The sequence below is a fragment of the Salinisphaera orenii subsp. orenii MK-B5 genome (assembly GCF_003788635.1).
GTDB lineage: Bacteria > Pseudomonadota > Gammaproteobacteria > Nevskiales > Salinisphaeraceae > Salinisphaera > Salinisphaera orenii.
Genome location: NZ_AYKH01000002.1, coordinates 25827 through 50813 on the forward strand (window position 1 = coordinate 25827; position 24987 = coordinate 50813).

Sequence of the window (24987 nt, forward strand, 5' to 3'; positions counted from 1 at the left end):
CAGCGCGACGCCCGCTCGCGCGCCGAGCGGGCGTGGTGCTAGCCGAAGCGCTCGAGCTGGAAATCCAGGTTCTGGCGCACCGCCGGCCACTCGGCGGCAATGATCGAGAACACCACGGTGTCGCGCAGGATACCGTCGCCACTGACCTGGTGATTGCGCAGCACGCCGTCCTGTTTCGCACCCAGGCGCGCGATGGCCGCCCGCGAGGCGCGGTTGTGCCAGTGGGTACGGAACTCGATGGCGATCGCGTCGAGCGTATCGAACGCGTGCGCCAGCATCAGCCACTTGCATTCGGTATTGATCGCGCTGCGCTGGAACCGCTTGGCATACCAGGTATAGCCGACCTCGGCGCGTCGATTGAGCTCGTCCACATGGCAGAAACGCGTCGATCCCACGACGGTATCGCTGGCCAGATCCCGCACCGCGAACGCCAGCCCGCCACGCCGATTTTCGGCCAGCGCGGACTCGATATAGCCGTCGACGCTATCGGCTGCCGGCACGAAGGTATACCAGAGCCGCCACAGCTGGCCGTCCTGCACGGCCTCGGCGAGCGCGGGCGCGTGTTCATGGGTCAAAGGCTCGAGTCGAACATGCCGTCCGGCCAGCGTGGTGGGTTCGATCCAGACACTCATACAATTTCCCGAAATGCTTTCGTGAAGGCGTAATCATATTCCAGCACAAACGGTTGCCGTATTTTTTGCTATATTTTTCACTTAATTGAAATTTTTCTGCCGCAGCGGCCGGCGCATTGCCCATATGGTCCCGGCCTGCCTGTCGTCGTCGGCGCGGGTGATAGCCACGCCGCGGCTGCGGTCTGTTTTTAGGGGATTGGATTGAAATCGCGTGTAAGGCGCCGACGCGCCGGAATGGTAATTCTATTGTCGGCGCCCGACCCGGCATGGTCTGCATGGCGGTCTTGTGCGGGTCGTTCCGGAACCCGGCGCGACGCACCGATGGCTCGATGCGCGCACCGGTCATCGGCGCTGCATGGCGAATGTGTTCCGACCTCGCCATCGGCAGCGTTGCCGGCCAGGCGGCCGCTCACGCCATGAACCGCAAACGCTGGATACTCGGCGTGCTCGTGCTGGCCGTATTCGGGGCCGCGGGCATGGCGGCAGCCCTGAGCCTGCGCGCGTCGACACCGTCGCTCGTGTTCGCCCCGTCGGCCGGCGACCAGCACCGTTATCGGATAGGCAATCGTGTGAACGTGACGATCGACGGCCGCAGCCTCGATCACACGGCCACCGCCTACGGCCTAGTGCGTTATCGCGTGGTCGATACCGGCGAACCGGTGCATCTGCACGCCGATATCGACATGCTCGACCTGCAGTTCGACTATCAGCCGGTGTTATCCAGCCCGGCCCTCGACCCCGGGGACGCCTATACCACACAGGTGGCCGAAGCCCTCGGCGCCGGCTTCGACCTGCGCCGGGCCAGCGACGGCCGGATGCGAGTCACGGCGGTCGACGAGGCCGCCATGCAGGCGCTCGCCAAACAGTTCGACCGATTCGGTGGCGATCCGTTTTCGCAGGCGGTGCTCGGCCCGGCCGTGCCGCCGGGCATTCCCGCTCGCGAGGGCGCGCAGGCCAAGCTCGACGGTTTTCAGGGCTTCGACGGGCTGACCGTCACGGTCGAGGCACTGGACGACACGAACGCCCGGCTCAGCGTGACCGGCGAATTCGATACGCTGGCCGCCGACTCGCCGCTGGTCCAGCGGATGGCGCCGCCCACCGAAGCGATCGAAATCTCGGATATTCGAGTCGCCGCTCGCATGAACGTCGACCGCGCACACGGCTGGATCGAGGACATGACACTGGTCGTTCACCTGCGCATGGCCGTGGGCGAGCGGGCCGCGACGATGCGCTCGATCACCTATGCCCATCGCGCCGACAACGTGCTGGCCGGCAGCACACGAACGCCGCTCGACGGTTTCAGCATGCTGCCCATCGAATATGTCCAGGGCAGCGATCTGAGGCAGGCCCAGTACAGCGGCGTGTTCGCGCCACCGCCCATGCACGAACCGCCGGCCCGGATCGAGCCGATCGACAACACGCAGATCCTCATGGGTGCGCGTGGGCATCTGATGCTGTATCTCAACGACGGCAATACGCCATGGCTGCCGTATGGCAGCCTTGAGTTGCAGAACGCGACCGCGCTCGATGCCCACGGCAAACCGGTCGATCGTCCGCTGGCCTACAACCGCGTGAATTACGACGACGCCGACGGTGGCGGCTGGCTGTTCGATCTCGTCGCACTCGGCTGGAAAAGCGCGGATGTGAACGACATCGCCGAGGTCCGCGCCGATATCGGCTATCGCCGGCGCGAGACGGGCGAACCGGTGACCCTGGCACTCGACGACCGTCGCCATGTCCTCGAACACGGCGACGCCCGCGCCGTGGCCGAGCCGATCGCGGGCGCGACCCACGCCTGGCGTTTGACCCTGACCAGCGGCGGCCAGCGCCAGTACTGGCTCGACCCGATGACCCTGCCCGACGGCGTGAGCGGCACCGGCTGGGTCCAGGACCCCGATACCTGGCTGACCCCGGCCGACCAGATCATGCTCGCGCGCAACGAACACCCCGGCGCCTGGCACAACACGCTGCGTATCGAGGCCGACCGCCCGTCGCTGGAGCTCACCCTGCTGGATGCCGACAACGGCCGGATCACGCAGACCGAGACCGTGCGCTTCACCAACCCGTTGGCGGTGGCACCCACCACGCGCCATATCGACCAGCCGTCATACCGCGAACGCGATCTGTCGTTGGCGCGACTCGCCCCCGAGCCGGACGGCCGCGGCGGGCTGCAGATGGATCTGCCGCTGGGTCTGGACGGCCAGTGCGGGCTGGCCGCCTGGGTCGCGCGCCCGGACCGGCCGGTCCGGCTCTGGCGCAAGATGCCGCGGCCCGACGACGCCGGCCCGCCATCGGGCATGCAGCGCTGGCAGTTGACCCTTGCCGATGGCGCACACGCCGACGTCAGCGAACTGCCGCTGGACACGATACTCACCTGCCCCGGCACCCCGGTATGGCGCCGCATCGCCGTGACCGGGGACCGACCATGGCAGCTGGATCTACGTACGTTGACCGGCCGCTGGCCGCAGTCCACCGGCTCGGCCGCCGATTATTTCGATCACGTGCAGTTTCTGGATGCCGACGACCGGCCGCTGCGGCCCCGGTTGCGCGGCGCCGCCGCCGAGGACACGCCCGGCGACTGGGCCGAGGAATCCCATCAGCACCGGGTGGACGACTACGTCGGCGACAACGGCGTCATCCGTATCTGGGGCGAGGTTGCCCGTGTGGTCATGCTCGATTACAAACCGCTGGTGGTGAAGAAGTCCTGGCCGAACGCCGCCAAGCGCCGAGCCGGAAATCTCGAGGAACCGCAACCGTGAAACGCGCGATCATTCTGCTCGGCGGCTTATGCGTTATCGCCGTGGCAGGCGTGGTCGTCTGGCAGACCGGCCTCACGCAGAGCGCCCACGGCGACGGCTTTTCGCCGTCGGCGGGCACGACGGTGGCATACCGGGTCGGCCATCGGGTCGTGGTGCGCGAGGCCGCCGACGAGAACGGGCCGACCGATCGCTGGGCCCAGACCTACGGCCTGATGCGCTACCGCGCCGAGGATTTCGGCGATACCCGCCAGCTGCATATCAGCCCGCTCACGCTCGTCGCCCACAACCAGGACGGGCCCGTGTTCACCTCTCAGCTGGCCGCGCTGTATTCCTCCGCTGATCTGCGCCACGTCCAGGAGCGCGGCTTCGATATGCCGTTCGACAGCGACGGCGCGCTCGCGCTCGAACGGCCGCGCACCCGGGCGCTGGCCGCACTAGCCGAACAGATCGATACGCCCGACGGCAACCCGATCCTCGACCAGCTCATCGTCCCGACCCTGCCGCCGGCGCTAGCCTCTCATCTGGCTCCCCGTGTCGGCGCGACGCATGTGCTCGAGCGCTATCGCGGGCTAAGCCATATCCGGGCCACCGTCGAACGGGTCGATGACGACACGCTCACGATCCGTCTGGAAACCACCGACCGGTCCCGAACCGTGGCCGACAACGGGGCCCCTGAGACGGCGGACAGATCCCGCCTGCTCGCGCGCCTGCGCGTGAACCGCCACGACGGCTGGATCGAGTCCATGACGCGGGTGCGCCGCGATTACGCCACCCGCGACGGTCGGGCCGTGGCCATCGACCACGTCACCCGCGCGCGGCGCAAGCGCGACCTGCTCACCGGCGACATGCACGACACGTCCGACCCGTTCTGGGGCGTGACCGACGAAAGCCCCGACGACGTCGAAGTGCGACAAAGCCCGGCCAATACCCGCCAGCCCGACCCGGCCACCGACGACCCGGCCTTCGACACCCGCGAAACCGCGTTGCGCGTGGAGCTGAGCGTGCTGCATCTGGGCGTGCGCGTCGACGACGAGCACGCGCGCCTGCCACTGAACACCGTGGCGCTGACCGATCTCACGCTCTACGACCGCGAGGACCGGCCGGTGGAGTTGCCGATCGAGCTGAACAATATCCTGCCGTCCTGGGATTACCGCACCTTCGAGCCCGGGCGTCTGTTCATCTACGCCCCGCTCGCCGGCGATCCCGCGATCTTCGAGCCGGTCGCCCGCGCCGAGGCGACGCTGACCTATCGCCAGACGAAATCTCGGAGTGTCACGATCGCACTCGACGACGCGCGCCACGAACTGACCCACGGCCCGGCGCGGGTCAGCGTCGAGCCCGATGCAGCCGCCGACAACGTGTGGTGGCTGCAGATCGAAAACCGCGATGGCTATGCCTATAAACGTAGCTGGGCACAGGCCGCGCCCGGCGTGCACGCCATGGCCGGCGTTGCGCCCCGCGACAGCTGGCTGAGCGCCGCCGAAGCCGAGCTGATGGCCCGGGTCGACAGCCCGAGCGCCGAGATCGAAACCGTACGCGTACAGGCCGACCATGCGCCCGCCGCCTACCCGCTGATGCGTATTACGCCCGGCAAGACCCGGAGCTATACCGTTGAATTCAAACGCCGCGACACGCCGCAAGACGAGCGCGGCGACCGGCCCTGAGCTGTTCAGATTTCGTTTCGAGTTGGGAGTTTCGCGTGAAAGCAGGAAAACCGGTGCTGATTCTGATCGCTCTATGGGCACTGTTCGCCGCCCATGGCGCAGTCGCCGCCCCTGCCGAGGTCGTCTTCGACCCGGCCCAGAGCACGCCACACACGTATCGCGTGGCCATGCGTACCCAAACCGAGGGGGCCCGGCAGGCGTCCAGCGGCCGGTGGCTCACGCTCCAGGGCGTGACGCGCTATCGCGTCAGTGCCGGCGCCGACGAGCCGATGCTGACAATGCACGCCGAACCGCGGTTCCTGCAGGCCGATAACCAGGACGGGGTCGTGTTTTCCAGCGCCCGGCACAGCGCACCCGAACACGCCCTGCTGGCGCGCACGATGGACAGCGGCTTCGAGCTGGACATCACGCGCGAGACCGGTGCAACAACGCTCCAGGCCGGCGACGATCGCGCCTTTCAGGCGATCGCCGCCAAGATCGATCTCCCGGTCGAGCAGCTCGGGCAACTGATACCCGCTCCGGCCGTGGCCCGCGCCATACCCGCCGAGACGGGCGCCCAGGTCACGATCGACCGTTTACATGGCTTGCCCGCCTTGCGCCTGACCGTCGAGCAGGTGGATCGCGACAGCGTCACCGCGGCAATCGACCAGGCGCAGGCCGGCCACACCGCCAACATCCCCGTGACCGATGTCACCGGCCGCCTGCGTATCGATCGCCACAGCGGCTGGATCACGGCCATGACGCTGATCAGCGATCGGCAGGTCGGGCGCGCCGGACGGACCCTGCGCCTGCACAGCGCCGTGACCCTGCGCGCCGTCGACGATCCGGCCACCGGCGGCATGTACGACAGTCTCCGCCAATTCAAGACCAACGCCATGCTCGCCGCGCTGGCCGGCGCCGACATGTACCTGCCCGAGAGTGCGGCCGACGCCCCGGAGCGCCGGGTGATCGAGCCGCCACAAAGCCCGCTTGCCGATGCCGAACCCGTGTTTCATACCGACGACGAGCACGGCGCGCTCGTTCTCGATATCCGTCATCACGACGGTGAAAACATCGGCATCGACCAGATCACAGTGGATACGCTCACGCCGCGTGACGCCGAGGGCCAACCCCTGGATCTGGGCTTCGTGCTCGAATCGATCGGGCAGAATCGCGATGAAGACAATACCTCGCGCATACGCCTGCTGGCCCTGGGGCCACAGGCCGACCGGCTCGACGAGATCGCCGACGTCCAGGCGGGCGTGACCTACCAGCCGGTCAGCGCGCCCACCTACGTGAGCCTGCCGCTGCGTGATGCCACCACTGAACTCGACCATGGGCCGGCGCATGCCCGGGCCGTGCCCGTCGACGACGGCTGGCTCATCACCCTGATCGGCTCTTACAGCACCTACTACACCTACGACCACACCACCGTGTTCAAGGGCCGCTCGGCCATCACCAGCGACCGCGCCGACGGCGGCGCTGCGCCCACGGATCAGGTCCTGCTCGACAGCGTCGACGACCCCGACGTCTGGGTTCAGCAGTACGAGCTCGCCGGCGATATCGACTCGTTCGCGCTCGCGCTGTATACGGCCGAAGCGAAAGCGAGCACCCATGATTTGACGTTCACCCGCGCGCCTCGAGGCGATGACTAGCGTGACCGATCGTTGTTACGAACCCGGCGCGTGCCCGCCTCGAGGCAACGTGTCGTCGAGCGCGGTCTGCCGCGACCTGTTTGATTTTTGGTTTGCCCCATGGGGAGTTGCACGTGTCGACTAAAAAACTGGTTCTGGCCCTCGTGGCTCTGTTGGCGCTCATCGCGGCGGGTATGGCCACGATGTTGTTCTGGGGATCCTCGGGTGTGGCCTTCGACCCGGCCAAGGGCGAAACGCGCGACTACCGCGTGGGCGTGGTCGCGCATGTCCGCGAAGGCGACGACCCGCCGAACGCCTACAACAGCCAATCGCTGGTCATGCAGAGCGTGATGCGCTATCGCGTCGATGCGGACGGGCCGACGCTCAAGATGCACGTCCAGCCACGCTTTATCGATGTCGAAGACGGCGATGGCGCCCAGATGTTTTCCAGCGCCAACCGCGACAAGCTGCGCGGCACGCCGGTCATCGATCTCATGAGCGACGGCTTCGATCTGATCATGGATCGCAAGAGCGGCGACACGCGGCTTAATGCGGTCAACCAGAACGCCTGGAACGAGTTCACCGAACGCCTGGGCAGCACTCAGACCGATCAGTTCAAACAGCAGATGGCCGCCCCGTCGCTCACCCGGGAACTGCCGGCCCGTGAAGGCGCACAGATCACGGTCGACGCGTTTCAGGGCATGCCCGCGCTTACCCTGACCGTCGATACGGTCACCGACGACATCGTGACCGTCACACTCGAGCGCGCCGACGATGCCGACAGCGCCTATACCCCGGTCGGCGGTTCCGACAACAACGCCCGTATGCGCGTCACCGCGGTGCACGGGCGCATGCGCGTGGATCGCGACGGCGGCTGGATCGACGCGATGACCCTGATCAGCGATCAGGACGTCCAGACCGACGGCCAGAAGGGCCATATGCATACGATCATGACCATGCACGCCGTCGACGATCCCGCGCTCGGTTCGTTGGCGAACGGTCTGGATCAACTACGCGCCACGGCACACATAAGCCCACAATCGGACGAGGTCGAGCTGCCCCTGGCCCACCGCCCGAGTGAAGCCGACCGCGGGCGCGGGTTCAACCCGGCCAAGACACCCTATGCCGACGCCGACCCGAGTTTCTCGATCGACGAGGCCGACAACGCGCTGGTGCTCACCCTCGCGCACGATATCGGCATCGACGAAAACCTGGGCATGTCGACACTCAAAAGCCTCACCCTGCGCGACGCCGACGGCCAAACGCTGGATATCCCGATGGTGCTGGAGTCCATCGGGCCCGATTATGCCAAGGGCAGCATGAACACCATCGTGCGCCTGCTGCCAATGGGCTGGCAGGATGCCGGGCTGGATCGCATCACCGAGGTCGAAGCCCAGCTCGACTACGCCGCACCCGCCGAGCCCGAGCACGTCGAAATCCCGCTGGCCGATACGCCCACCGAACTGCACGACGGCGCCGCACAGGCCCGCGCGGTGCCCACCGACGACGGCTGGCGGCTGTTCCTGTCGGGCACCGAGCAGACGTTCTATATCTTCGACAGCAGCGCGGTCTTTGCGCGCGACCTGTCGGCACGGATCAGCCAGACAGCCCACGACGGCTTGACGCCTTCGGATCGCACCCTGCTGGCGCGCGTCGACGTCCCCGATGCCTGGGTGCAGCAGATTCTCGTCGAAGGCAGGGGCGATGCTTTCGGGCTGAAGTTATACAAGAACATGCCCGGGCCGAGCACGCACGACGTCACGTTCACCAGCCGCCAGCAGCGTTATTCCAACCGCGAACTGCCGCCGCCGGAGACGCGCGAGCTGTATATCGACGAGATCCCTGACGATGCGTCGCTGAGCCTGGACGACGTTGCCCCCGAAGGCGCGGACGAGAATCAGCTGAACATGCGTTTGCCCATCGGCGTGGGCTCGGCCTGTGAGCTCAGCGCCGACGCCCCGGCCGAATCCGGCCACGCCCTGGTCTGGCGGCCCGACGACGAGCGGGCGTCCGGTTTCGGCATCGGCAGCCGTCGCGCCGGCGAACATCCGGATACCGCGCCGTGGCAGCTGATGACCGACGACGGTGTGCGCGTCTATTTCTATGGCATCGATGTCACCACCACCCTGCGCTGCCCGGGCCAGCCGGCGTGGCAGACACACGAGGTGAATACGGATAGCGACAAACCCTGGCTGGTCGATCTCGATGCCGTGATCGATGGCCCGATCGATCGGGGCCAACAGGCCAAGCGCTTTTTCGACAGCCATCGTTTTCTCGACGGCAGCGGCGAGCTCGTACGGCCCATGCTCAAGGACATGACACCGGACACCCAGCTCGACGACTGGCGTGTCGAAGGGGCGAACCACACCGTGGCCGATTATCTGGACGATGCCGGGCGTATCCGCTTCTGGGGCCGGATCGCGCGGGTGAAGTCGGTGACGTTCTCTGGCGAGCCGATCGAGAAACGCTGGCATACCCATCTCGAAGGCCTGCAATGAATCGCGCGATTGATCGCTGCGCGTTGCAGACCGCGCTCGTTGCCGGGCTGACACTACAGGCCGCCGGCGCGTTTGCGGCCCAGACCTACTGGCTCGACGACGACTTCGAAGCCGTGGCCAAGGCCAACGCCACGCACGAGGCCATTGTGGCCGACGAGCGCGACGGCCCCGGCTGGCCGGTCGAGATCCGTCGTATCCGCTACGACCAGCTGCATTTTCGCGGCTATAGCTCCACCCCCGACCTGCGCGATGCCGATCAGACATGGGTGGGCGCCTACCAGCTCTACCGATTCGCCGGCGATCACAGGCTCGAGGAAGTGGGCACCCGCAACCTGGCCGGCGAACGCAACGGCCTGGCCGTCGGATTCAGCCGGGACGGCGATCTCGCCTACGAAACCCCCTATGTCGACGGCGTGATGCAGGGCATGGGCCGGCGCTATGTCCGCGGCGAGCTGCGTCATCTCACCCCGTTGGTCGACGGCAAGTCGGAAGGCATTCAGACCACCTACCGCGACGGGCGTATCCGCAAGCTCATGGAACTGCACGACGGCAAAATCGACGGCGTGGTCGAAGAATACGGCTATGGCCGCTCGCCGCAGGTGCTCACACGGCGTGCCCACTATCGCGCCGGCAAACTCAACGGCTGGGAACGTATATGGTCGCTCGAAGGTGCGCTGCTCAAGGAAACCCAGTACGTCGACGACAAGAAGAACGGCGTCGAGCGGCGGTGGGAAGACCAGGCGGCGGGCCATCTTGACGCGGTATACCACTATCGCGACGGCAAGCTATACGGCCTGCTGCAGGAGTATAGCGGCGGGCGTCTCGATGAAGAGCGCGTGCTGGGTGATGACAAGCGCCGACTGCGCCGAACCCAGTTCTGGCCGATAAAGGGCAGCCCGCGCAAGGTCGAGGAGCGGATCGACACCGACGAACAGGGCCGCGAGCAGCGCATCACCGAGAACTTTTTCAACACCGGCTATCTCGCGACCCGCCGTATCATCTTCGCCGACACGCCGCACCAGATCGTCACGCGCTATGCCGGCGACGGCGGGATCATATATCGCGAGGAAGTCGTGGCCGGCAAGAAGACCGGCCTGCAGATCGATGAGACCTACGAGGGCGGCTATGAATGGCGTCGCTACGACGGGCAGGGCCGGCTGCACGGCGAACAGGCCGACCACCGAAGCGACGGCACGATCCATCGCTGGCAGATGAACCACGGCAAGCCGGTCGACCACGCCGCCGCCCGGGCAATGCAAGACGAACAGGCCGCACGCGCGCGCCACGACCGGGTGCGCCCGGCATGATCGGCGTCGCCGCGAATGCGACCCGGCCAAGGCACACCCGCCGGCTGACCGCCCTGGCCCGGACGTTGCTACTCGCCGCCGTCCTGCTGGGCTATGCGCTCACGGCCCGGGCCGAGACCGTGTTCTGGTTCGACGACGGGCTGTATCCGGTCGACAGCCAGGCGCGCGCCAGCTATCGGCTGAGCGTGGCCGACGAACGCGACGGCATCGGCTGGCCAGCCGAGCTACGCCGAATCGAGGACGATGCGCTGCGCATGCGCGGCACGGTCGCCCGCCCCGAGCCCGGCGATACGGACGTCACCTGGATCGGCGCCTATCAGCTCTATCGCATGGCCGGCGAACACCGCCTGGCCGAAGTCGGCACCACCGATGCCCAGGCCCGCCAGCAGGGTCTGGTCACGACCTTCGACGAACAAGGCCGGCTCGAAAGCGAAACCCTGTATCGCGACGGCAAGCGTCACGGCCGGGCCCGCCGGTATATCGACGGCGAGCTCAATACCGTCACCCATTATGAAAACGATCAGCGCCACGGCGTGCACGTCGAGTATGTGCAGGGCAAGGTCTGGCGTATCGAGGACTATCGCCACGACCGGCTCGATGGCCTGACCGAGCAGTACAGCGTCGGCATGCAGCCGGCGCTGACCAGCCGCGGCCATTACCGTCACGGCAAGCCGCACGGCTGGTTTCGTCGCTATGAAGCAGGTGCGACGATCAGCGAAATCCATTATGTCGACGGCAAGAAGGACGGCCCCGAGCGCTACTGGCACGACCAGGCCGCCGGCCAGCTCAGCGAAATCGCTCATTACCGTAACGGCGAGCGTGTGGGCCAACAGATCGTCAACCGCTACGACGTTGACAGCCAGGTGACCGTGAAGGCCGTGTTCGATAGCGACAACAACCTCCTAACCAAGACCGAATACGACGACGGCCGGCCGAAGATCCGCGTACGCCATCTGCGCGACGGCGATCGTGCGCGCGAGATCCATGACTATTTCGACCGCTACGGCTATGTGCAGGCCCGCCGCATCCTGTTCCCGGGCACGGCACGGGAAATCGAGCGGCGTTTCGCCGCCGACGGCGCGCTCACCTATCGCCGCGAACTGCGCAATCATCACCGCGTGGGCCGTTTTTTCGAACGGCGCGAGCCGGGGCATAGCGTCGCAATCGTCTACGACGACCACGGCGAACGCCACGGCCGCCAGATCGAGACCCGCGACGGCAAGACCGTTCGCATGACCACCTGGGTGCACGGCACACGCGAGGGCGCGTTCTTCGAAATCGCCTACAACGGCCGGCGCACCGAAGGCCGCTACGCCCAGGGGCGCCTCGACGGCGTGCAGCGCGTGCTCGACGGCGACCAGATTCGCGAGATCACCCACTACGACCACGGAACGAAAGACGGCGACTACGCGCGCTACGACCAAAACGGCGACCTGCGCGGAAAAGGGCGCTATGTCGACGGCGCGAAACACGGCGACTGGATGGAGAGCGCCGGTCGTGGCACGCGCTGGCATGGCCGCTACGACCACGGCGAACGGGTCGGCCGCTGGCAGACGTTGAGCGTCCGGGGCTACCCGGTCGCCGAGGGCCGCTTCGACGAGCACGGCAAGCGCACCGGCGTGTGGACCTTCTATCGCGACGACGGCGAACTCGAGGGCTGCCCGCTCTATCGCGACGGCGAGCGCGTCGCGGCGGCCGACTACAACCGCGACTCCGCCCAGAGCCGCGTCGAATACTGCAAAAGCCAACTCGATGCGCGCCCAGACTGACGATCAGACCGGCGGCCCGCCACGGCCGCCGGTTCTGCCCGCGCCACCGGCCCGTCGCACGACGCCACCGGTTCCTTGGCGCGGCCAGACGCACGTGGCACGGCCCCGACGCGCCCGCCCGCCTGCCGGTTGACGCACTCGCGCACGCATCGTAAAAACGCCCGATGAAATTCGGCGTCATCGGCGACATACACGGCTTCTGGGACGAACGCGACACCGCGTTCTTCAACGCCGCCGGCTACGACATGCTGCTGTTCGTGGGCGATTTCGCCCGCGTGACCGGCAGCCGGCCGGTCGCGCGTCGACTGGCCGGCCTGACCACCCCGGCCTGGGCCATCCCCGGCAATCATGACGGCGTGACCCTGCCGCAGCTGCTCGCCGAGATCCGCGATCGGCCGTCAATGGCGCTTCTGGGCGCCATCGGCATGGGCCGACGCGTCCGGCGCATGGCGCAGGCCATGGCTCCCGTACGACTCGGCGGCTACACGCTGGAGACGCTGAACGACGATCTGGGGCTGCTGATCGCGCGCCCGCACGCCATGGGCCCCGACCGGTTCTACTACCGCAGCTATCTGCAGCGCCGCTTCGGCGTATCCGACTTCGAATCGAGCGCGGCCCGCCTGGCACGCCTGATCGACGCCGCGCCGCAGGATCTGATCGTCCTCGCCCACAACGGGCCGTCGGGGCTGGGCGACGACCCCACCGCCCCGTTCGGCTGCGACTTCAAGCCGGATCTCGGCGACTTCGGCGATCCGGACCTGCGCGCCGCCATCGCGCACGCCCGCGCGAGCGGACGCCGTGTGCGCACGGTGCTCGCCGGCCACATGCATCATCGCAGCAAGCACAGCGGCGCCTGGCGCCGGACCCACCTCCGCGAGGCGGAGACGCTGATGCTCAACTGCGCCCGCGTGCCCCGCATCGAGGCCGATGGCGCCCGGCGCCATCATGTCGCGCTCACGGTGACACCGGAGGCACTCGAGGCCGAGACCGTGTTCGTCGACGCCGCCGGCGATGTCGTCGAACGCACGCCGATCGAGCCGCCGGCGGCCAGTAACGACGCGTCGCCGCTCTAGCCGCCCTGGCCGCGTACGGCGAAAGCGGGCCGCCGGGCGCTGTCATCGACCGCCCCGGGCGGGGCCGGGCACTAGCCCCGCTCGCGCACCGCCAGCCAGCGCAGTGGCACCGCCATGAGCAGGATCGAGGCCGCGACCGCGCCGTAGGCCGGGCCGTAGCCGAACAGCCGGCCCAGCTCGAGGCCGGCGGCCGGACCGAACGCGCCGCCGAGATCGCTGGACCACTGGTAGACCGACAGCGCCCGCCCGTGCAGGTGCCGCGGCGCAACATCGCCGAGCAGGGTCAGCATCGGGATGGTCAGCCCGCCGGAGCCCACGCCGATGACCAGCAGTGCGGCGACCGCGGTGGCCACCGATCCGGCCTGGCCCAGGGCGACCAGACCCGCAGCCACCAGCAGCATGGCCGGGAGCAGCAGCCGGGTGCGCGAGGACGCCCGGTCGAGATAGCGCCCGGCGGCCAGCGACGCGCTCGCCCGCGCGCCCATCAGCACGGCCATGAACAATCCCGCGCTGCCCTCGGCCCCGAAGCCGAACAGATACAGGGCCCGCTGGTCGACCAACACCGCGATGGTCGCCAGCAGCACCCCGGACACGGCGAAGAACAGCAGCGCGTTGGCGCCCCAGATGATGCGCAGCGTCGGCATCGCCAGCAGCGCGCGCCACTCCGCGCGACGCTCGGCCCGGCCGGCCGTGCGGCTGGACGGCGGCGCGCGCCGATCGACCCGGGCCGGCAGCACGCGGAGCGCGGCCAGCGCCGCCACCAGACTCAGGCCGGTGGCCGCGAGAAAGGCGGCATTGGCCGAGACCCCGTCGGCGACCAGGCCGCCGATGACCAGTCCGGCCGGCAGCCCCAGGCTGATGGCCGTGCGCACCCGTGCCGTCAGGCTGCCGCGACGTTCGACCGGGGCGATCGCCATCACTGCGGCCAGCGTGCCGACCAGCAGCAGCGACGAGCCGATGCCCCAGATCACGCGCCCGGCCAGAAACCACACCGCCGGAGAATCGGCGACGAGCGCGGCCGAAAAGGCCAGCGTGCCCAACGCCTCGATGGCGAGCCCGGCCGCGACCGGCCAGCGCGCGCCGAAGCGATCCAGCAGGCTGCCCGTGATCGGATTGAAACCCAGCCGCGTGATGCGGTTGGCCGACAGGATCAGCCCGACCATGAACCCGGAGATGCCCAGGTCCAGTCCGACGACCGGCAGGATCGGAAACACCACGCCGCCACCGACCCCGCCGAGGAAGGCGATCGCGGCGATGCCCCAGGCACGCGGGGCGACGGCGGAGCCGGCGCCGGCGGCGCTCAGGAGCCGCTGCCCGCCGACGGCTGCGGCCCGCTCGTGGCCCGGTCCGCGGCGCGGCCGTAGCGGCGGGCGATGACCGCGCACACGATCAGCTGGATCTGGTGGAAGATCATCAACGGCAGCACCACGGCGCCCAGCGCACCGCCGGCGAACAGCACCTTGGCGATCGGGATGCCGCTGGCCAGGCTCTTCTTGGAGCCGCAGAACAGCAGCACGATCTCGTCCTCGCGCGCGAAGAAGCGCCGGCCGACGGCGAAGGTCACCCCGAGCACGATCGCGAGCAGCACCGCCGAAACCAAGAGCAGCAGCAGCAGCGCCTGGAGGGGCAATTCCTGCCACAGCCCTTCGTTGACCGAGGCGCTGAACGCACCGTAGACCACCAGCACGATCGCGCCCTGATCGACGAACTTGACCAGCTTCGGATGCGCGCTCACCCAGGCACCGACCCAGCGCCGGGCGATCTGGCCGACCCCGAACGGCAGCAGGATCTCGAGCACGATGGAGGCGACCGCATCCAGCGAGAAGCCGGCGCTGCCCTGGCTGCTGATCAGCCAGCCGGCCAGCAACGGCGTGACCAGCACGCCCAGCAGGTTGGAGGCGCTCGCGCTGCAGACCGCCGCGGGCACGTTGCCACGCGCCATGGAAGTGAAGGCGATCGAGGACTGCACCGTCGACGGCAGCACGCACAGAAACAGCAGGCCGGTGTAGAGTTCCGGCGTCAGCCAGTCCGACAGCAGCGGGCCGCCGGCCAGACCGAGCACCGGAAACAGCACGAAGGTGGCCGCGAGCACGCACAGATGCAGCCGCCAGTTGGTCGCGCCCGCATACACCGCCTCGCGCGAGAGCTTGGCCCCGTGCAGAAAGAACAGCAACGCGATCGCGGCCGTGGTGATGTGGCCGTAGACCGCCGCCGGCGCACCGGATATCGGCAGCACCGTGGCCAGCACGATCGCGCCCACGAGCGCCAGAATGAAGTTATCCGGGAGAAAAACGGGTCGTTTCATGATGCAATTGTAGCGTTGCCGCAGGTCGCGTGTCGCGCTGCAGCATAGGCGAGCCCGGGCACCGATGACAGCCGCGCCCCTCCATGCGGCTTATACGACGGTGGAAACGATCAGCGCCCGCGTCCAGCCACAGCCGCGCGTACGGCGCCTACGGCGGCCGATGTCCCACGCGTCCTGACGTTGATACTGGCACCCGCCGCAAAAGCTGACGCATACCCGTTCCGGCTCTACGGACCGCGCGGGCCCGCACCGCACGCACCGGCGCGAGCTCGCTGCGTCACGACGCCGGTGTTCGCCAGGGCGACAGGCGTCGCCGCCCCGACGCTCGGCGACCTCGCTCGCGGGGCGACCGACGGCGACATCAGCCCGCGGCGTCGCGCTCCCGGGCGAGCAGCGCCCGCTTGCGCTCGACGCCCCAGCGATAGCCCGACAGCCCGCCATCGCTGCGCACCACCCGATGACAGGGCACGGCCAGCGCCAGCGGATTGGCACCGCAGGCCGCGGCCACGGCGCGAGCCGACCCCGGCGCGCCGATGGCGCGGGCGATCTCCGCGTAGCTGGCCGTGCCCCCGAGCGGGATCTCCGACAGCGCCCGCCAGACGCGGCGCTGGAACACCGTGCCGCGGATGTCCAGCGGCAGATCCAGCCCCAGCGACGGCGTTTCGACGAAACCCACCACACGGGCCACATGCGCCGCGAATCCGTCCTCGTCCGCCACCAGCGAAGCGCGCGGGAAACGCGCCTGCAGCCCGCGTACCAAGGCGTCGGGATCGTCGCCGAGGGCGATGGCACAGACACCGCGCTCGGCGCCGGCGACGAGCACGGCACCCAGCGTCGCCTGGCCGACAGCGAAACGGATCGTGCTGCCCGCCCCGCCGCGGCGATAGCGCGACGGCGGCATGCCCAGGGCGCCGGTGGCCCGGGCGTGCCCGGTCCCGCCGGCATCATGACCGGCTTCGCCCAGCGCTCGGGCGACCGGCGCGCCGTCCGCCAACGCGCACCGCAGACGTTCATCGCGCTGGGCGCGCTCGTACTGATGCGGCGTCAGCCCGGTGTGTTCGCGAAACAGACGATGAAAATGGCCGCGACTGAGCCCGGCCGCCGTCGCCAGATCCGCCAGCGATACGCGGCCCGGCCCGGCGTCGATCCGTCGGCAGGCGCGCACGACCAACTCGCGGTGGCGCTCGGCGCGGCTTCGGCCGCTCGGCAGACAGCGCTTGCAGGGTCGATAGCCGGCCTCCGCGGCGGCCGTGCCGGTGTCGAAGAAGACCACGTTCGCGCGCCGCGGCTGGCGGGAGACACAGCCCGGGCGACAGTACACACCGGTCGTGCGCACGGCATAGACGAAGCACCCGTTCGCGCGCCTGTCGTTGGCGCAGACCGCCCGCCAGCGCGCGGCATCGCCATCGAAATCCGTCGACACCGCAGCCTCGCTCTCCTCGCTCATCGGACACGCTCCGTCACCGATCGCATGCCGTCAGTCTGAACCGGCGCCCCGCGGGTTGCACGTCCGATGTTGCGCGTTCATTCGTGCGGCGAGCGGCCGCTCGCCCGAAGGCACATCGGCTTCGCCCTCGGCGCCCCCGTGTCGCCTGCTACGCAGGGCGCGGAGGCAAGACCGGCCGATACGTTCGCGCGTTCGCCTCGAACGCGATTCCGCCGACTTCGCCAACACCAGGGCATGCGCCGCGCGGCCATCTTCCCAACACACGGGCCGGCGATCCGCCGCGTGACTCGCGACACGGCAAGCCGACGCGCGATGCGCTCGCGTCGAACCTCCAATAAGTGGGCCGAAGCGGCGTTGCGGGCCCGCTCACGAACTCGACGGCCGAACGCCGCGAGCGCCCACGGACGCAGCAACCGACCCGGCCGCGCGGGTTCGCCGCGACGCGGGATCGGCTGGCCCATCGAACGGCCTGCGCTCCCTGCAGAGCCGGCCCTGATCGCCGCCTGCGCTCGCGGGCATCAGCCGCTGGTCCGTCGCGACCCGGCCTGCCGAAACGGCCCGAGTGTCGACCGCTCGCGCCGCACGCGGATGCCGCACCCGCGGCTCGGGTCAGCGCCGGGCGCGTTCGTACTGCGGCGGCCAATCGGCCTCGGCGTGGCGCAGTTCGGCGGCCGCGCGCAGCGGGAAGTGGGGATCGCGCAGGAATTCGCGGGCGAGCAGCACGCAGTCGGCCTGGCCCGAATGCACGATGTGTTCGGCCTGCACCGGCTCGGTGATCAGCCCGACCGCGCCGGTGGCGATGCCGACCTCGTGACGGATGCGCGCGGCGAACGGGGTCTGATAGCCGGGCCCGGTCGGAATCACGGCATCCGGGGTGCTGCCGCCGGCCGAGCAGTCGACGAGGTCCACGCCCTCGGCCTTGAGCCAGTGCGCCAGCCGCAAGGACTGCTCGATGTCCCAGCCGCCGTCGACCCAGTCGGTGGCCGAGATGCGCACGAACAGCGGCAACGCCTTCGGCCAGACCGCGCGCACGGCGCGCACGACCTCGAGCGGAAACCGGGCGCGGTTTTCCAGCGCGCCGCCGTAGTCGTCGTCGCGTTCGTTCGACAGCGGCGACAGGAACTCGTGCAGGAGATAGCCGTGGGCCATGTGGATCTCGAGCACGCGGATGCCGGCATCCCGGGCGCGCCGGGCCGCGTCGGCGAAAGCGGTCACGGTCTCGGCGATGTTGTCGGCGCTCATCGCTCGGGGCACGGGATGCCCCTCGGCGAAGGCCAGCGCACTCGGGGCCACGGGCGTCCAGCCGCGTTCGTCCGGGCCCAGCGGCCGACCGCCGCGCCAGGGGGCGTCGGTCGAGGCCTTGCGCCCGGCATGGGCGATCTGCATGCCGGCGACCGTCCCCTGGGCGTGCATGAAATCGACGATGCGACGGAACGAGTCGATATGCGCCTCGTCCCAGATGCCCGAGTCGTCCGGGGTGATCCGGCCATCCGGCGTCACCGCGGTGGCCTCGATCATCACCAGGCCAGCGCCGCCGACCGCCCGACTGCCCAGATGCACGAAGTGCCAGTCGGTCGGGTGCCCGTCCGCGCTGGAGTACTGGCACATCGGGGCGACGAAGATGCGGTTGCGGAAAGTGACTTCGCCCAGGGTCCAGGGGGAGAAGAGATCGCTCAAGAGCAGCTCCGGTCTGGGGTGACGTGTCGACGCCGGACGGCGTCTTTCCATGCATTCTACATCGGCCGCGGCGGGGGTGTATCGCCCTCCGTCTCACGACGCCGCGAAGCGCCGCTCGCGCCAGCGCAGCACGCCGGTGAGCATGGCGGGCAGGAACGTCACGGTCGTGAACATCGTGAACAGCAGGCCGAACATGACGATCGCGCCAAGGCCGCGATACAGCTCGGTGCCCGCGCCCGGCAGGAAAACGAGCGGGGCGAGACCGAACGTGGTCGTGATGGTGGTCATCAGGATCGGCCGCAGCCGCACCTGCACGGCCTCGACCACGGCATCCGCGGCGGCCATGCCCCCGGCGGCGTTGGCCCGCGCCCGTTCCACGATCAGAATCGGGTTGTTCACCACCGTGCCCACCAGGATCAGGAAACCCAGCATGGTGATGAGATCGAAGGGCTGGGAGAGCGCGCCGATGCCGATCACGGGCAACCAGCTCCCGAGGGCATTCAGCAGCCAGAGTCCGACGATGCCGCCGGCGATGCCCAGCGGCACGCTCGTCAGGATCAGCAGCGGATACCCCCAGTGGGAGAAGATCGCCACCAGCAGCAGGTAGCAGACCAGCAGGGCCACGATGTAGTTGCCGGTGAGCGCGTTGCGCGTCACCTCCAGTTCGTCCGAGGCACCGGAGATGTCGATGTCGACCGAGGACGGGATCTCGCCGGCGTCGCGCATCTCGCCGATGATGTCGCTCATCACGCGATCGACCCCGGCCTCCAGCGGCACATCCTCCGGCGGAATGATGCGCAGCGTCACCGTGCGCCGGCTGTCCAGTCGACGGATCACGTCGGTGTCCACGGTGGGCTCGACCCGCGCCAGCGCGGTCAGCGGCAGCACCCCGGCCTCTGGCGTGTAGATCGGCAGCCGCGAGAGCGCGTCGACGGCGTCGGGCTTGCCGCCGTCGTCATAGAGATAGATGTCGACCTTGTCGTCCGCGAAGAAATATTCGTCGACATAGGCGCCGTCGACCAGCGCCGAGACCGCATAGCCGATGGACTCCGCGTCCAGCCCCAGTTCGGCGATGCGCGGATAGTCCGGCTCGACCCGCAGCAGCGGCTGGGCGAGGGTCAGCGTGGACGGCTCGGCGAGCAGCTGCGGGTTATCGAAGACCGTCTCGGCGCGGTCGTAGGCGGTCTCGGCCACGGCGTAGATGTCGGCGAGCTCCGGCGCAGAGATGTCGAGATTGATCGCCCGCGTGCCGCCGTCGTTGGAGGAGATGATCGAGCCACGCGTGGAGAACGCCCGCATGCCCGGATAGGCCTCGAAACGCTCGTTGAAGGCCCGCATCAGCGCGGCCAGATCGCCGTCGTCGACCGGCTCCGAGATGATGCGCAGCTCGTTGGTCGACACGCTCATGTTCATGTAGGCGATCGGCGGCACCGCGTTGTCGTCGGCGGCGATGTCGCCGTCCTCGTCGACCACGTAATCGAGGAGATCGGCCCGAAGTTCCTCGGCGATGCCCGCCATTTCGGTGAGGTTGTAGCCCGGCGGCGGCAGCATGGTCGAGAAGGTCTTGGCCTCCTCGCCGTCGGGCAGGTACTCGGCCGGCGGCGTGAGCGCGTAGACGCCGAGGCCCAGCGCGCCGGCGATCGAGAGCATCGTGCCCCAGCGCCGCATCCGGCGCGCCACGATCCAGCCGGCCAGCGCCAGCACGCCACGCGAGAAGCGCCCGGGCGCGGCGTCCACGTCGGAGACCTGGCGCGGCAGCACGCGCGCGGCCGCCGCCGGCACGACCATGATCGCGACCACCATGGAGGTCAGGATCGCCGCCGCAATGGCAATCGAAATGTCCGAATAGAGCTGGCCGGCCTTCTCGGTGATGAACAGCACCGGCGCGAAGACCATCACCGTGGTCAGCGTCGAGGCCAGCACCGCCGGCCAGACCTCGCGCACCCCGGCCACCGCCGCATCCCATCGGGAGCGACCGCGGCGGCGCTCGCGCTCGATGTTCTCCAGCACGACGATGGTGTTGTCCAGGGTCATGCCGATCGCGAAGGCGATGCCGGCCAGCGAGATCACGTTGATCGTGCGGCCGAAGATCAGCAGGCCGATGAAGGCGGCGATCGCGCATACCGGGATGCCGAGCACGGTGATCAGCGTGGCCGGCAGCGACCGCAGAAAGAGAAACATCACGATCGCCGCCAGCACCGCGCCCAGCGCCAGATTGCGCCAGACGCTGGCGATCGAGGCCTCGACATAGCGTACGTCGTCCGAGGTCAGCGCCAGGCGCATGCCGGCCGGCTCGGCGATGCGGGCGTTGATGCCCTCGACCGCGGCGGCCATGTCGTTCTTGATGTCGATCACGTTCGAGCCCGGCTGACGCCGGACCTGGAGGTTGACCACCTCCTCGTCGTTGAAGAACGACAGCTGGCGCTGCTCGGCGTGATCCAGCCGGATGCGGGCGACGTCGCCGAGCGTGGTCACGGCGTCGCCCTCACGCTCGAGCACGACCTCGGACAGGCCCGAGATATCCTCGAAGCGGCCGACGGTCCGGATCAGGTAGCGCCGTTTGCCGGCATCCATGTCGCCGCCGGAGAAATCCTGGTTGCGCTCGCGGATGGCGTCGCGCACATCCGCCAGGCCGATGCCGCGCGCGGCCAGCTGCGACGGGTCCACCGCGATGCGGATCTGGCGTTCGGCGCCGCCGCCGACCTCGACGTCGGCCACGCCCTCCACCCGTTCCATCCGTCGTCGGATCGAGTCGTCGACGAAATCGCGCATGAAGGCCATGTCCAGGCCCGCGGGATTGCCCTCCAGTGGCGCGACGTTGAAGTACATGAACGAATTCTGGGAGAACGAGGCCGCGATGACCTCCGGCTCGTCGACGTCCTCGGGGTAGCTCGGCACCTGCATCAGCGCGTTGGTCACGCGGATGAGGGCTTCGTTGATGTCGGTCGAGAAGGGGAACTCGAGCTCGATCTCGGCCTCGCCGGTCTTGGCCTCGGCGGTCATCCGCTGCAGGCCGATGATGTTGGCGAGATACTCCTCCTGCTCGATCAGGATCTCGTTCTCGATATCCTGCGGCGTCGCCCCGGCCCAGCTGGTGTTGACCGTGATCGTGCGCACGGCCAGATCGGGGATCATCTGCACCGGGATGCGCATCGCCGCGAGCACCCCGAACAGACAGATCAGCAGCACGGTGATCGTGATCAGCGTGCCGCGCCGCATCAGCGCCTCGAACATGGGCTAGCCGCTCGTGCCGTCGGACAGTCGCAGCGACCGGTCGGCGGCGGTCGCGGCCCGATCCGGACCGGCGCGCGGCTCGGCCAGGCGTACGCGCTGGCCGCGGGACAGGCTCTCGTTGCCGCGCACGATCACCCGGTCACCCGCCGACAGCCCCGACAGCACCTCGACCCGGTTGTCGGCGCTCCGACCGAGGCTGACCTGACGTTCCACGGCGCGCAGGCCCTCGTCGCCGGATTCGACGATCCAGACGCGCGTGCCGCCACGGGGCTCGCGCACCAGCGCGTCGCGCGGGATTACCAGCACTTCCTCCGGCGAGGTGATCTCGAAGAGCACCTTCGCCGACATTCCCGGCGTGAGGCGCCCTGCGGCGTTGTCCACGAAGATGCGGGCGAGAAAGGTCCGTGCCAGCGCGTCCGAGGCCGCGACCTTCACGTCCACCTTGGCCTCGAGTGTCTCGCCGTGCAGCGCTTCGGGCTGGATGCGCACCGGCATGCCGGCCTCGATCGCGGAGAAATACTGCTGGGGCGCGGCCACATCCATGCGCAGCCGCTCGGTCGCCACCAGGCCCACCACCGGCGTGGATTCGGCGACGTACTCGCCCGGCTCGACCAGGCGCTCGCGCACCGTGCCCGCGAACGGGGCGACGATCTCGTGGCGGTCGAGCACCTCGCGCTGGCGCGCCGCCTCTGCCCGCAGCCGATCCAGCGCCGCGGCCTGCACATCCACTTCGGAACGCCGGCTGGCCAGCTCCGTCTGCGAGATGGCGCTGCGCGCGGCCAGACGCTCGGCCTCGGAGGCCAGGCGCTCGGCCTCGGCCAGCTGCGCCCGGGCCTCGGCGACCGACGCCTCGAGCGTGTTCAGGGTGAGACGCGCCAGCGACCGGTCCAGGGTGATCAGGGTCTCGCCCGCGTCCACGCGATCGCCGGCGTCGACATCCACCCGCTCGACCAGGCCCGCGACCCGCGGCGTGAGCTCGGCGTCGCGCGGCGACGTCAGCGTGCCGTAGAGCGGCAGGGTCTGGCGCCAGCGCTGCTGTTCCACATCGACCGTCTCGACCATGGTCGGCGCCGCCAGCGCCGTGCTGCCGACGAACAGCATGACCAGCCAGACGGCGGCCCGACCCGTACTGAATGCGGCTTTCGGGCCGCAGACGTTTCCTGCGCCGAGCAATCGACGAATCACGTTTCCCCCATGCGAATGGTCCGGCGGCCCGCGATATGCGGGCCCGTCTCCTGGGCCTACGCATATAGAACCCGCAGCGACGCACAAGGTTCCGGATGGGCACGAAATTTCCTGCAACCCGCATCTTCGGGGGCCACGGTCGCCCGCGGAAACCGCTCGCCATGCGCGCTCATGCCGACGGCCGCTGCGCGCCGCCGGCCGGGCATATCGGCCTGCGCTCCCCGGAACGTCGTCACGCAGCGGCTGCGGCAGCCCGGGGACGCGCGCTGGCCGGCGCGGCGGTTTCATGCGTAAGCTGGTGACAACCCTTTCCGGCCCGCCTAGATCATGACCCGCACCCCAACCACGCTCGCCGCGCTATTCATCGGTCTGCTGACGGCGCTGGCCGCTCCGGCGGCCTTCGCCGCCGACGACGAGTCCGACGTCCGGGCCCTGGGCGCGAACCTCGAACACTACGACTATCCCTGGCCGGTCGAGCGTCACACGCTCGAGGCGCCGCAGGGCGAGGTGTCGATGGCCTATATGGACATCGCGCCGGACGACGACATCAGCGACCCGCCGGTGGTGGTGCTGCTGCACGGCAAGAACTTCTTCGGCGCCTACTGGGAGGATACGGCGCGCGCGCTGGCCGCCAACGGCTATCGGGTGATCGTTCCCGACCAGATCGGCTTCGGCAAGTCCGACAAGCCGGCCGCCTACAGCTACACCTTCCACCATCTGGCCGAGAACACGCGCACGCTGCTGAACGATCTCGATATCGACACCGCGACCGTCGTCGGCCACTCCATGGGCGGCATGCTCGCGGCCCGCTATGCGCTGATGTATCCGCAAGCGGTCGAGCGGCTGGTGCTGGTCGATCCGATCGGGCTGGAGGACTGGAAGGCCAAGGGCGTGCCCTATCGCGGCATGAACGCCTGGTATGCGCGGGAGATGAAAAAGGACTATGCCGCGATCAAGGCCTATCAGAAGAAAAGCTACTACGACGGCGAATGGAACGAGGACTACGCCGAGTGGGCGAAGGCGCTGGCGGGCATGTACGCCGGCGAGGACCGGGCGCGCGTGGCCTGGGCCCAGGCCGCGACCTACGACATGGTCTACACCCAGCCGGTGGTGCACGAATTCGGCCAGCTGACGGTGCCCACCACGCTGATGATCGGTACCCGCGACCGCACCGCACTCGGCAAGGACCTGGTCTCCGACGAACTGCGCGCCCGGCTCGGCGACTATCCCCGGCTCGGCCGGCAGACCGTGGCCGCCATACCGGAGGCGGAACTGGTGACCTTCGAGGGGATCGGCCACCTGCCGCCCATCGAAGCGCCCGAGCGCTTCCGCCAGGCCCTGTTCGACGCTCTCGGCACGCCCCACGACTAGTACCCGACGACCGTGCGGGTCGCATTCCCGCCCATCGTCGTGATCCGGCTCGGCGTCGGCGCTTGCAGTGCCCGGAGCCGGCGCCGTGCGACACCGGCCGACGCGGCCTAGTGGGCGCCGCGATCCGGCACGGCGACTCGACGAGAGAGGGCCGGCCCCGAGGCGGCTCGGCGCCGAGCGCCCCGTCGCTTGCCGGCGAGTTGCGGATCGGCGTGCGATCCGCATCGACCCGCGCGCGCCGGTCGAAGGGCCGGAACACACGGCCCGGCGCATGGACGGCTGCACGCCGCGCGCAGTCGGTGCGGACGCCGCCACCGCCCCTGCCGATCATGCGCTGTAGGCTCAACGGCTTCGGCCATCCGACGCGCCGTGGTCGATGACCGATCGCGGGTCGCGGCTTTCGAAACGTGGATGCATTCCCAGCGCCCGCGCCACTGGCGATTCCTCGCGTCA

At 68.9% G+C, this 24987-nt stretch carries 15 protein-coding genes; 8 read left to right on the top strand and 7 right to left on the bottom strand.

Annotated features, from left to right (window positions below):
* Window positions 1-38 precede the first annotated feature (38 nt).
* Window positions 39-632 (bottom strand): GNAT family N-acetyltransferase, encoded by a 594-nt coding sequence (locus tag SAOR_RS01960; RefSeq protein WP_123629995.1) that lies wholly within the window; start codon window positions 630-632, stop codon window positions 39-41.
* A gap of 416 nt (window positions 633-1048) precedes the next feature.
* Here SAOR_RS01960 and SAOR_RS01965 point away from each other — a divergent pair, with 416 nt between their 5' ends.
* The 7 genes from SAOR_RS01965 (at window position 1049) to SAOR_RS01995 (ending at window position 13315) form a co-directional block, all read left to right on the top strand.
* Window positions 1049-3391, top strand: coding sequence for a hypothetical protein (locus SAOR_RS01965; RefSeq protein ID WP_123629996.1), 2343 nt, complete (start codon window positions 1049-1051; stop codon window positions 3389-3391).
* Window positions 3388-5055, top strand: coding sequence for a hypothetical protein (locus tag SAOR_RS01970; protein ID WP_123629997.1), 1668 nt, complete (start codon window positions 3388-3390; stop codon window positions 5053-5055). Before SAOR_RS01965 ends, SAOR_RS01970 begins: the two co-directional genes overlap by 4 nt.
* A gap of 35 nt (window positions 5056-5090) precedes the next feature.
* The gene (locus SAOR_RS01975; RefSeq protein ID WP_123629998.1) at window positions 5091-6689 is read left to right on the top strand and encodes a hypothetical protein; all 1599 of its coding nucleotides are present in this window, start codon (window positions 5091-5093) and stop codon (window positions 6687-6689) included.
* A gap of 113 nt (window positions 6690-6802) precedes the next feature.
* Window positions 6803-9166, top strand: a complete 2364-nt coding sequence (locus SAOR_RS01980; protein ID WP_123629999.1) for a hypothetical protein — start codon at window positions 6803-6805, stop codon at window positions 9164-9166.
* Window positions 9163-10473, top strand: a complete 1311-nt coding sequence (locus tag SAOR_RS01985) for a toxin-antitoxin system YwqK family antitoxin (protein WP_123630000.1) — start codon at window positions 9163-9165, stop codon at window positions 10471-10473. Before SAOR_RS01980 ends, SAOR_RS01985 begins: the two co-directional genes overlap by 4 nt.
* Entirely contained in the window at window positions 10470-12242 is a 1773-nt protein-coding gene (locus tag SAOR_RS01990) for a toxin-antitoxin system YwqK family antitoxin (RefSeq protein WP_123630001.1), read from the top strand. The genes SAOR_RS01985 and SAOR_RS01990 overlap by 4 nt, the downstream gene beginning before the upstream one ends.
* 164 nt (window positions 12243-12406) lie before the next feature.
* Window positions 12407-13315 (top strand): metallophosphoesterase, encoded by a 909-nt coding sequence (locus tag SAOR_RS01995; protein WP_123630002.1) that lies wholly within the window; start codon window positions 12407-12409, stop codon window positions 13313-13315.
* A 71-nt stretch (window positions 13316-13386) separates the two neighbouring features.
* On the opposite strand, the gene SAOR_RS02000 is transcribed toward SAOR_RS01995, so the two are convergent.
* From SAOR_RS02000 to SAOR_RS02025, 6 genes are all read right to left on the bottom strand, one after another.
* Window positions 13387-14700 carry an MFS transporter gene (locus SAOR_RS02000; protein WP_123630003.1) on the bottom strand — a complete coding sequence of 438 codons (1314 nt, stop codon included), beginning with the start codon at window positions 14698-14700 and terminating at the stop codon, window positions 13387-13389.
* The gene (locus SAOR_RS02005) at window positions 14616-15620 is read right to left on the bottom strand and encodes a bile acid:sodium symporter family protein (RefSeq protein ID WP_123590876.1); all 1005 of its coding nucleotides are present in this window, start codon (window positions 15618-15620) and stop codon (window positions 14616-14618) included. Before SAOR_RS02005 ends, SAOR_RS02000 begins: the two co-directional genes overlap by 85 nt.
* Before the next feature lie 361 nt (window positions 15621-15981).
* Window positions 15982-17067 carry a bifunctional DNA-binding transcriptional regulator/O6-methylguanine-DNA methyltransferase Ada gene (gene ada / locus SAOR_RS02010; protein WP_123630004.1) on the bottom strand — a complete coding sequence of 362 codons (1086 nt, stop codon included), beginning with the start codon at window positions 17065-17067 and terminating at the stop codon, window positions 15982-15984.
* 609 nt (window positions 17068-17676) lie between these two features.
* On the bottom strand, window positions 17677-18744 hold the full coding sequence (locus SAOR_RS02015) for an NADH:flavin oxidoreductase/NADH oxidase (RefSeq protein WP_123630005.1): 1068 nt from the start codon (window positions 18742-18744) through the stop codon (window positions 17677-17679).
* Between the two features lie 93 nt (window positions 18745-18837).
* Entirely contained in the window at window positions 18838-21978 is a 3141-nt protein-coding gene (locus SAOR_RS02020) for an efflux RND transporter permease subunit (RefSeq protein WP_123630006.1), read from the bottom strand.
* Between the two features lie 3 nt (window positions 21979-21981).
* On the bottom strand, window positions 21982-23151 hold the full coding sequence (locus SAOR_RS02025; RefSeq protein WP_185015517.1) for an efflux RND transporter periplasmic adaptor subunit: 1170 nt from the start codon (window positions 23149-23151) through the stop codon (window positions 21982-21984).
* 339 nt (window positions 23152-23490) lie between these two features.
* On the opposite strand from SAOR_RS02025, the gene SAOR_RS02030 reads away from it, so the two are divergent.
* Entirely contained in the window at window positions 23491-24534 is a 1044-nt protein-coding gene (locus SAOR_RS02030; protein ID WP_123630008.1) for an alpha/beta fold hydrolase, read from the top strand.
* Window positions 24535-24987 lie beyond the last annotated feature (453 nt).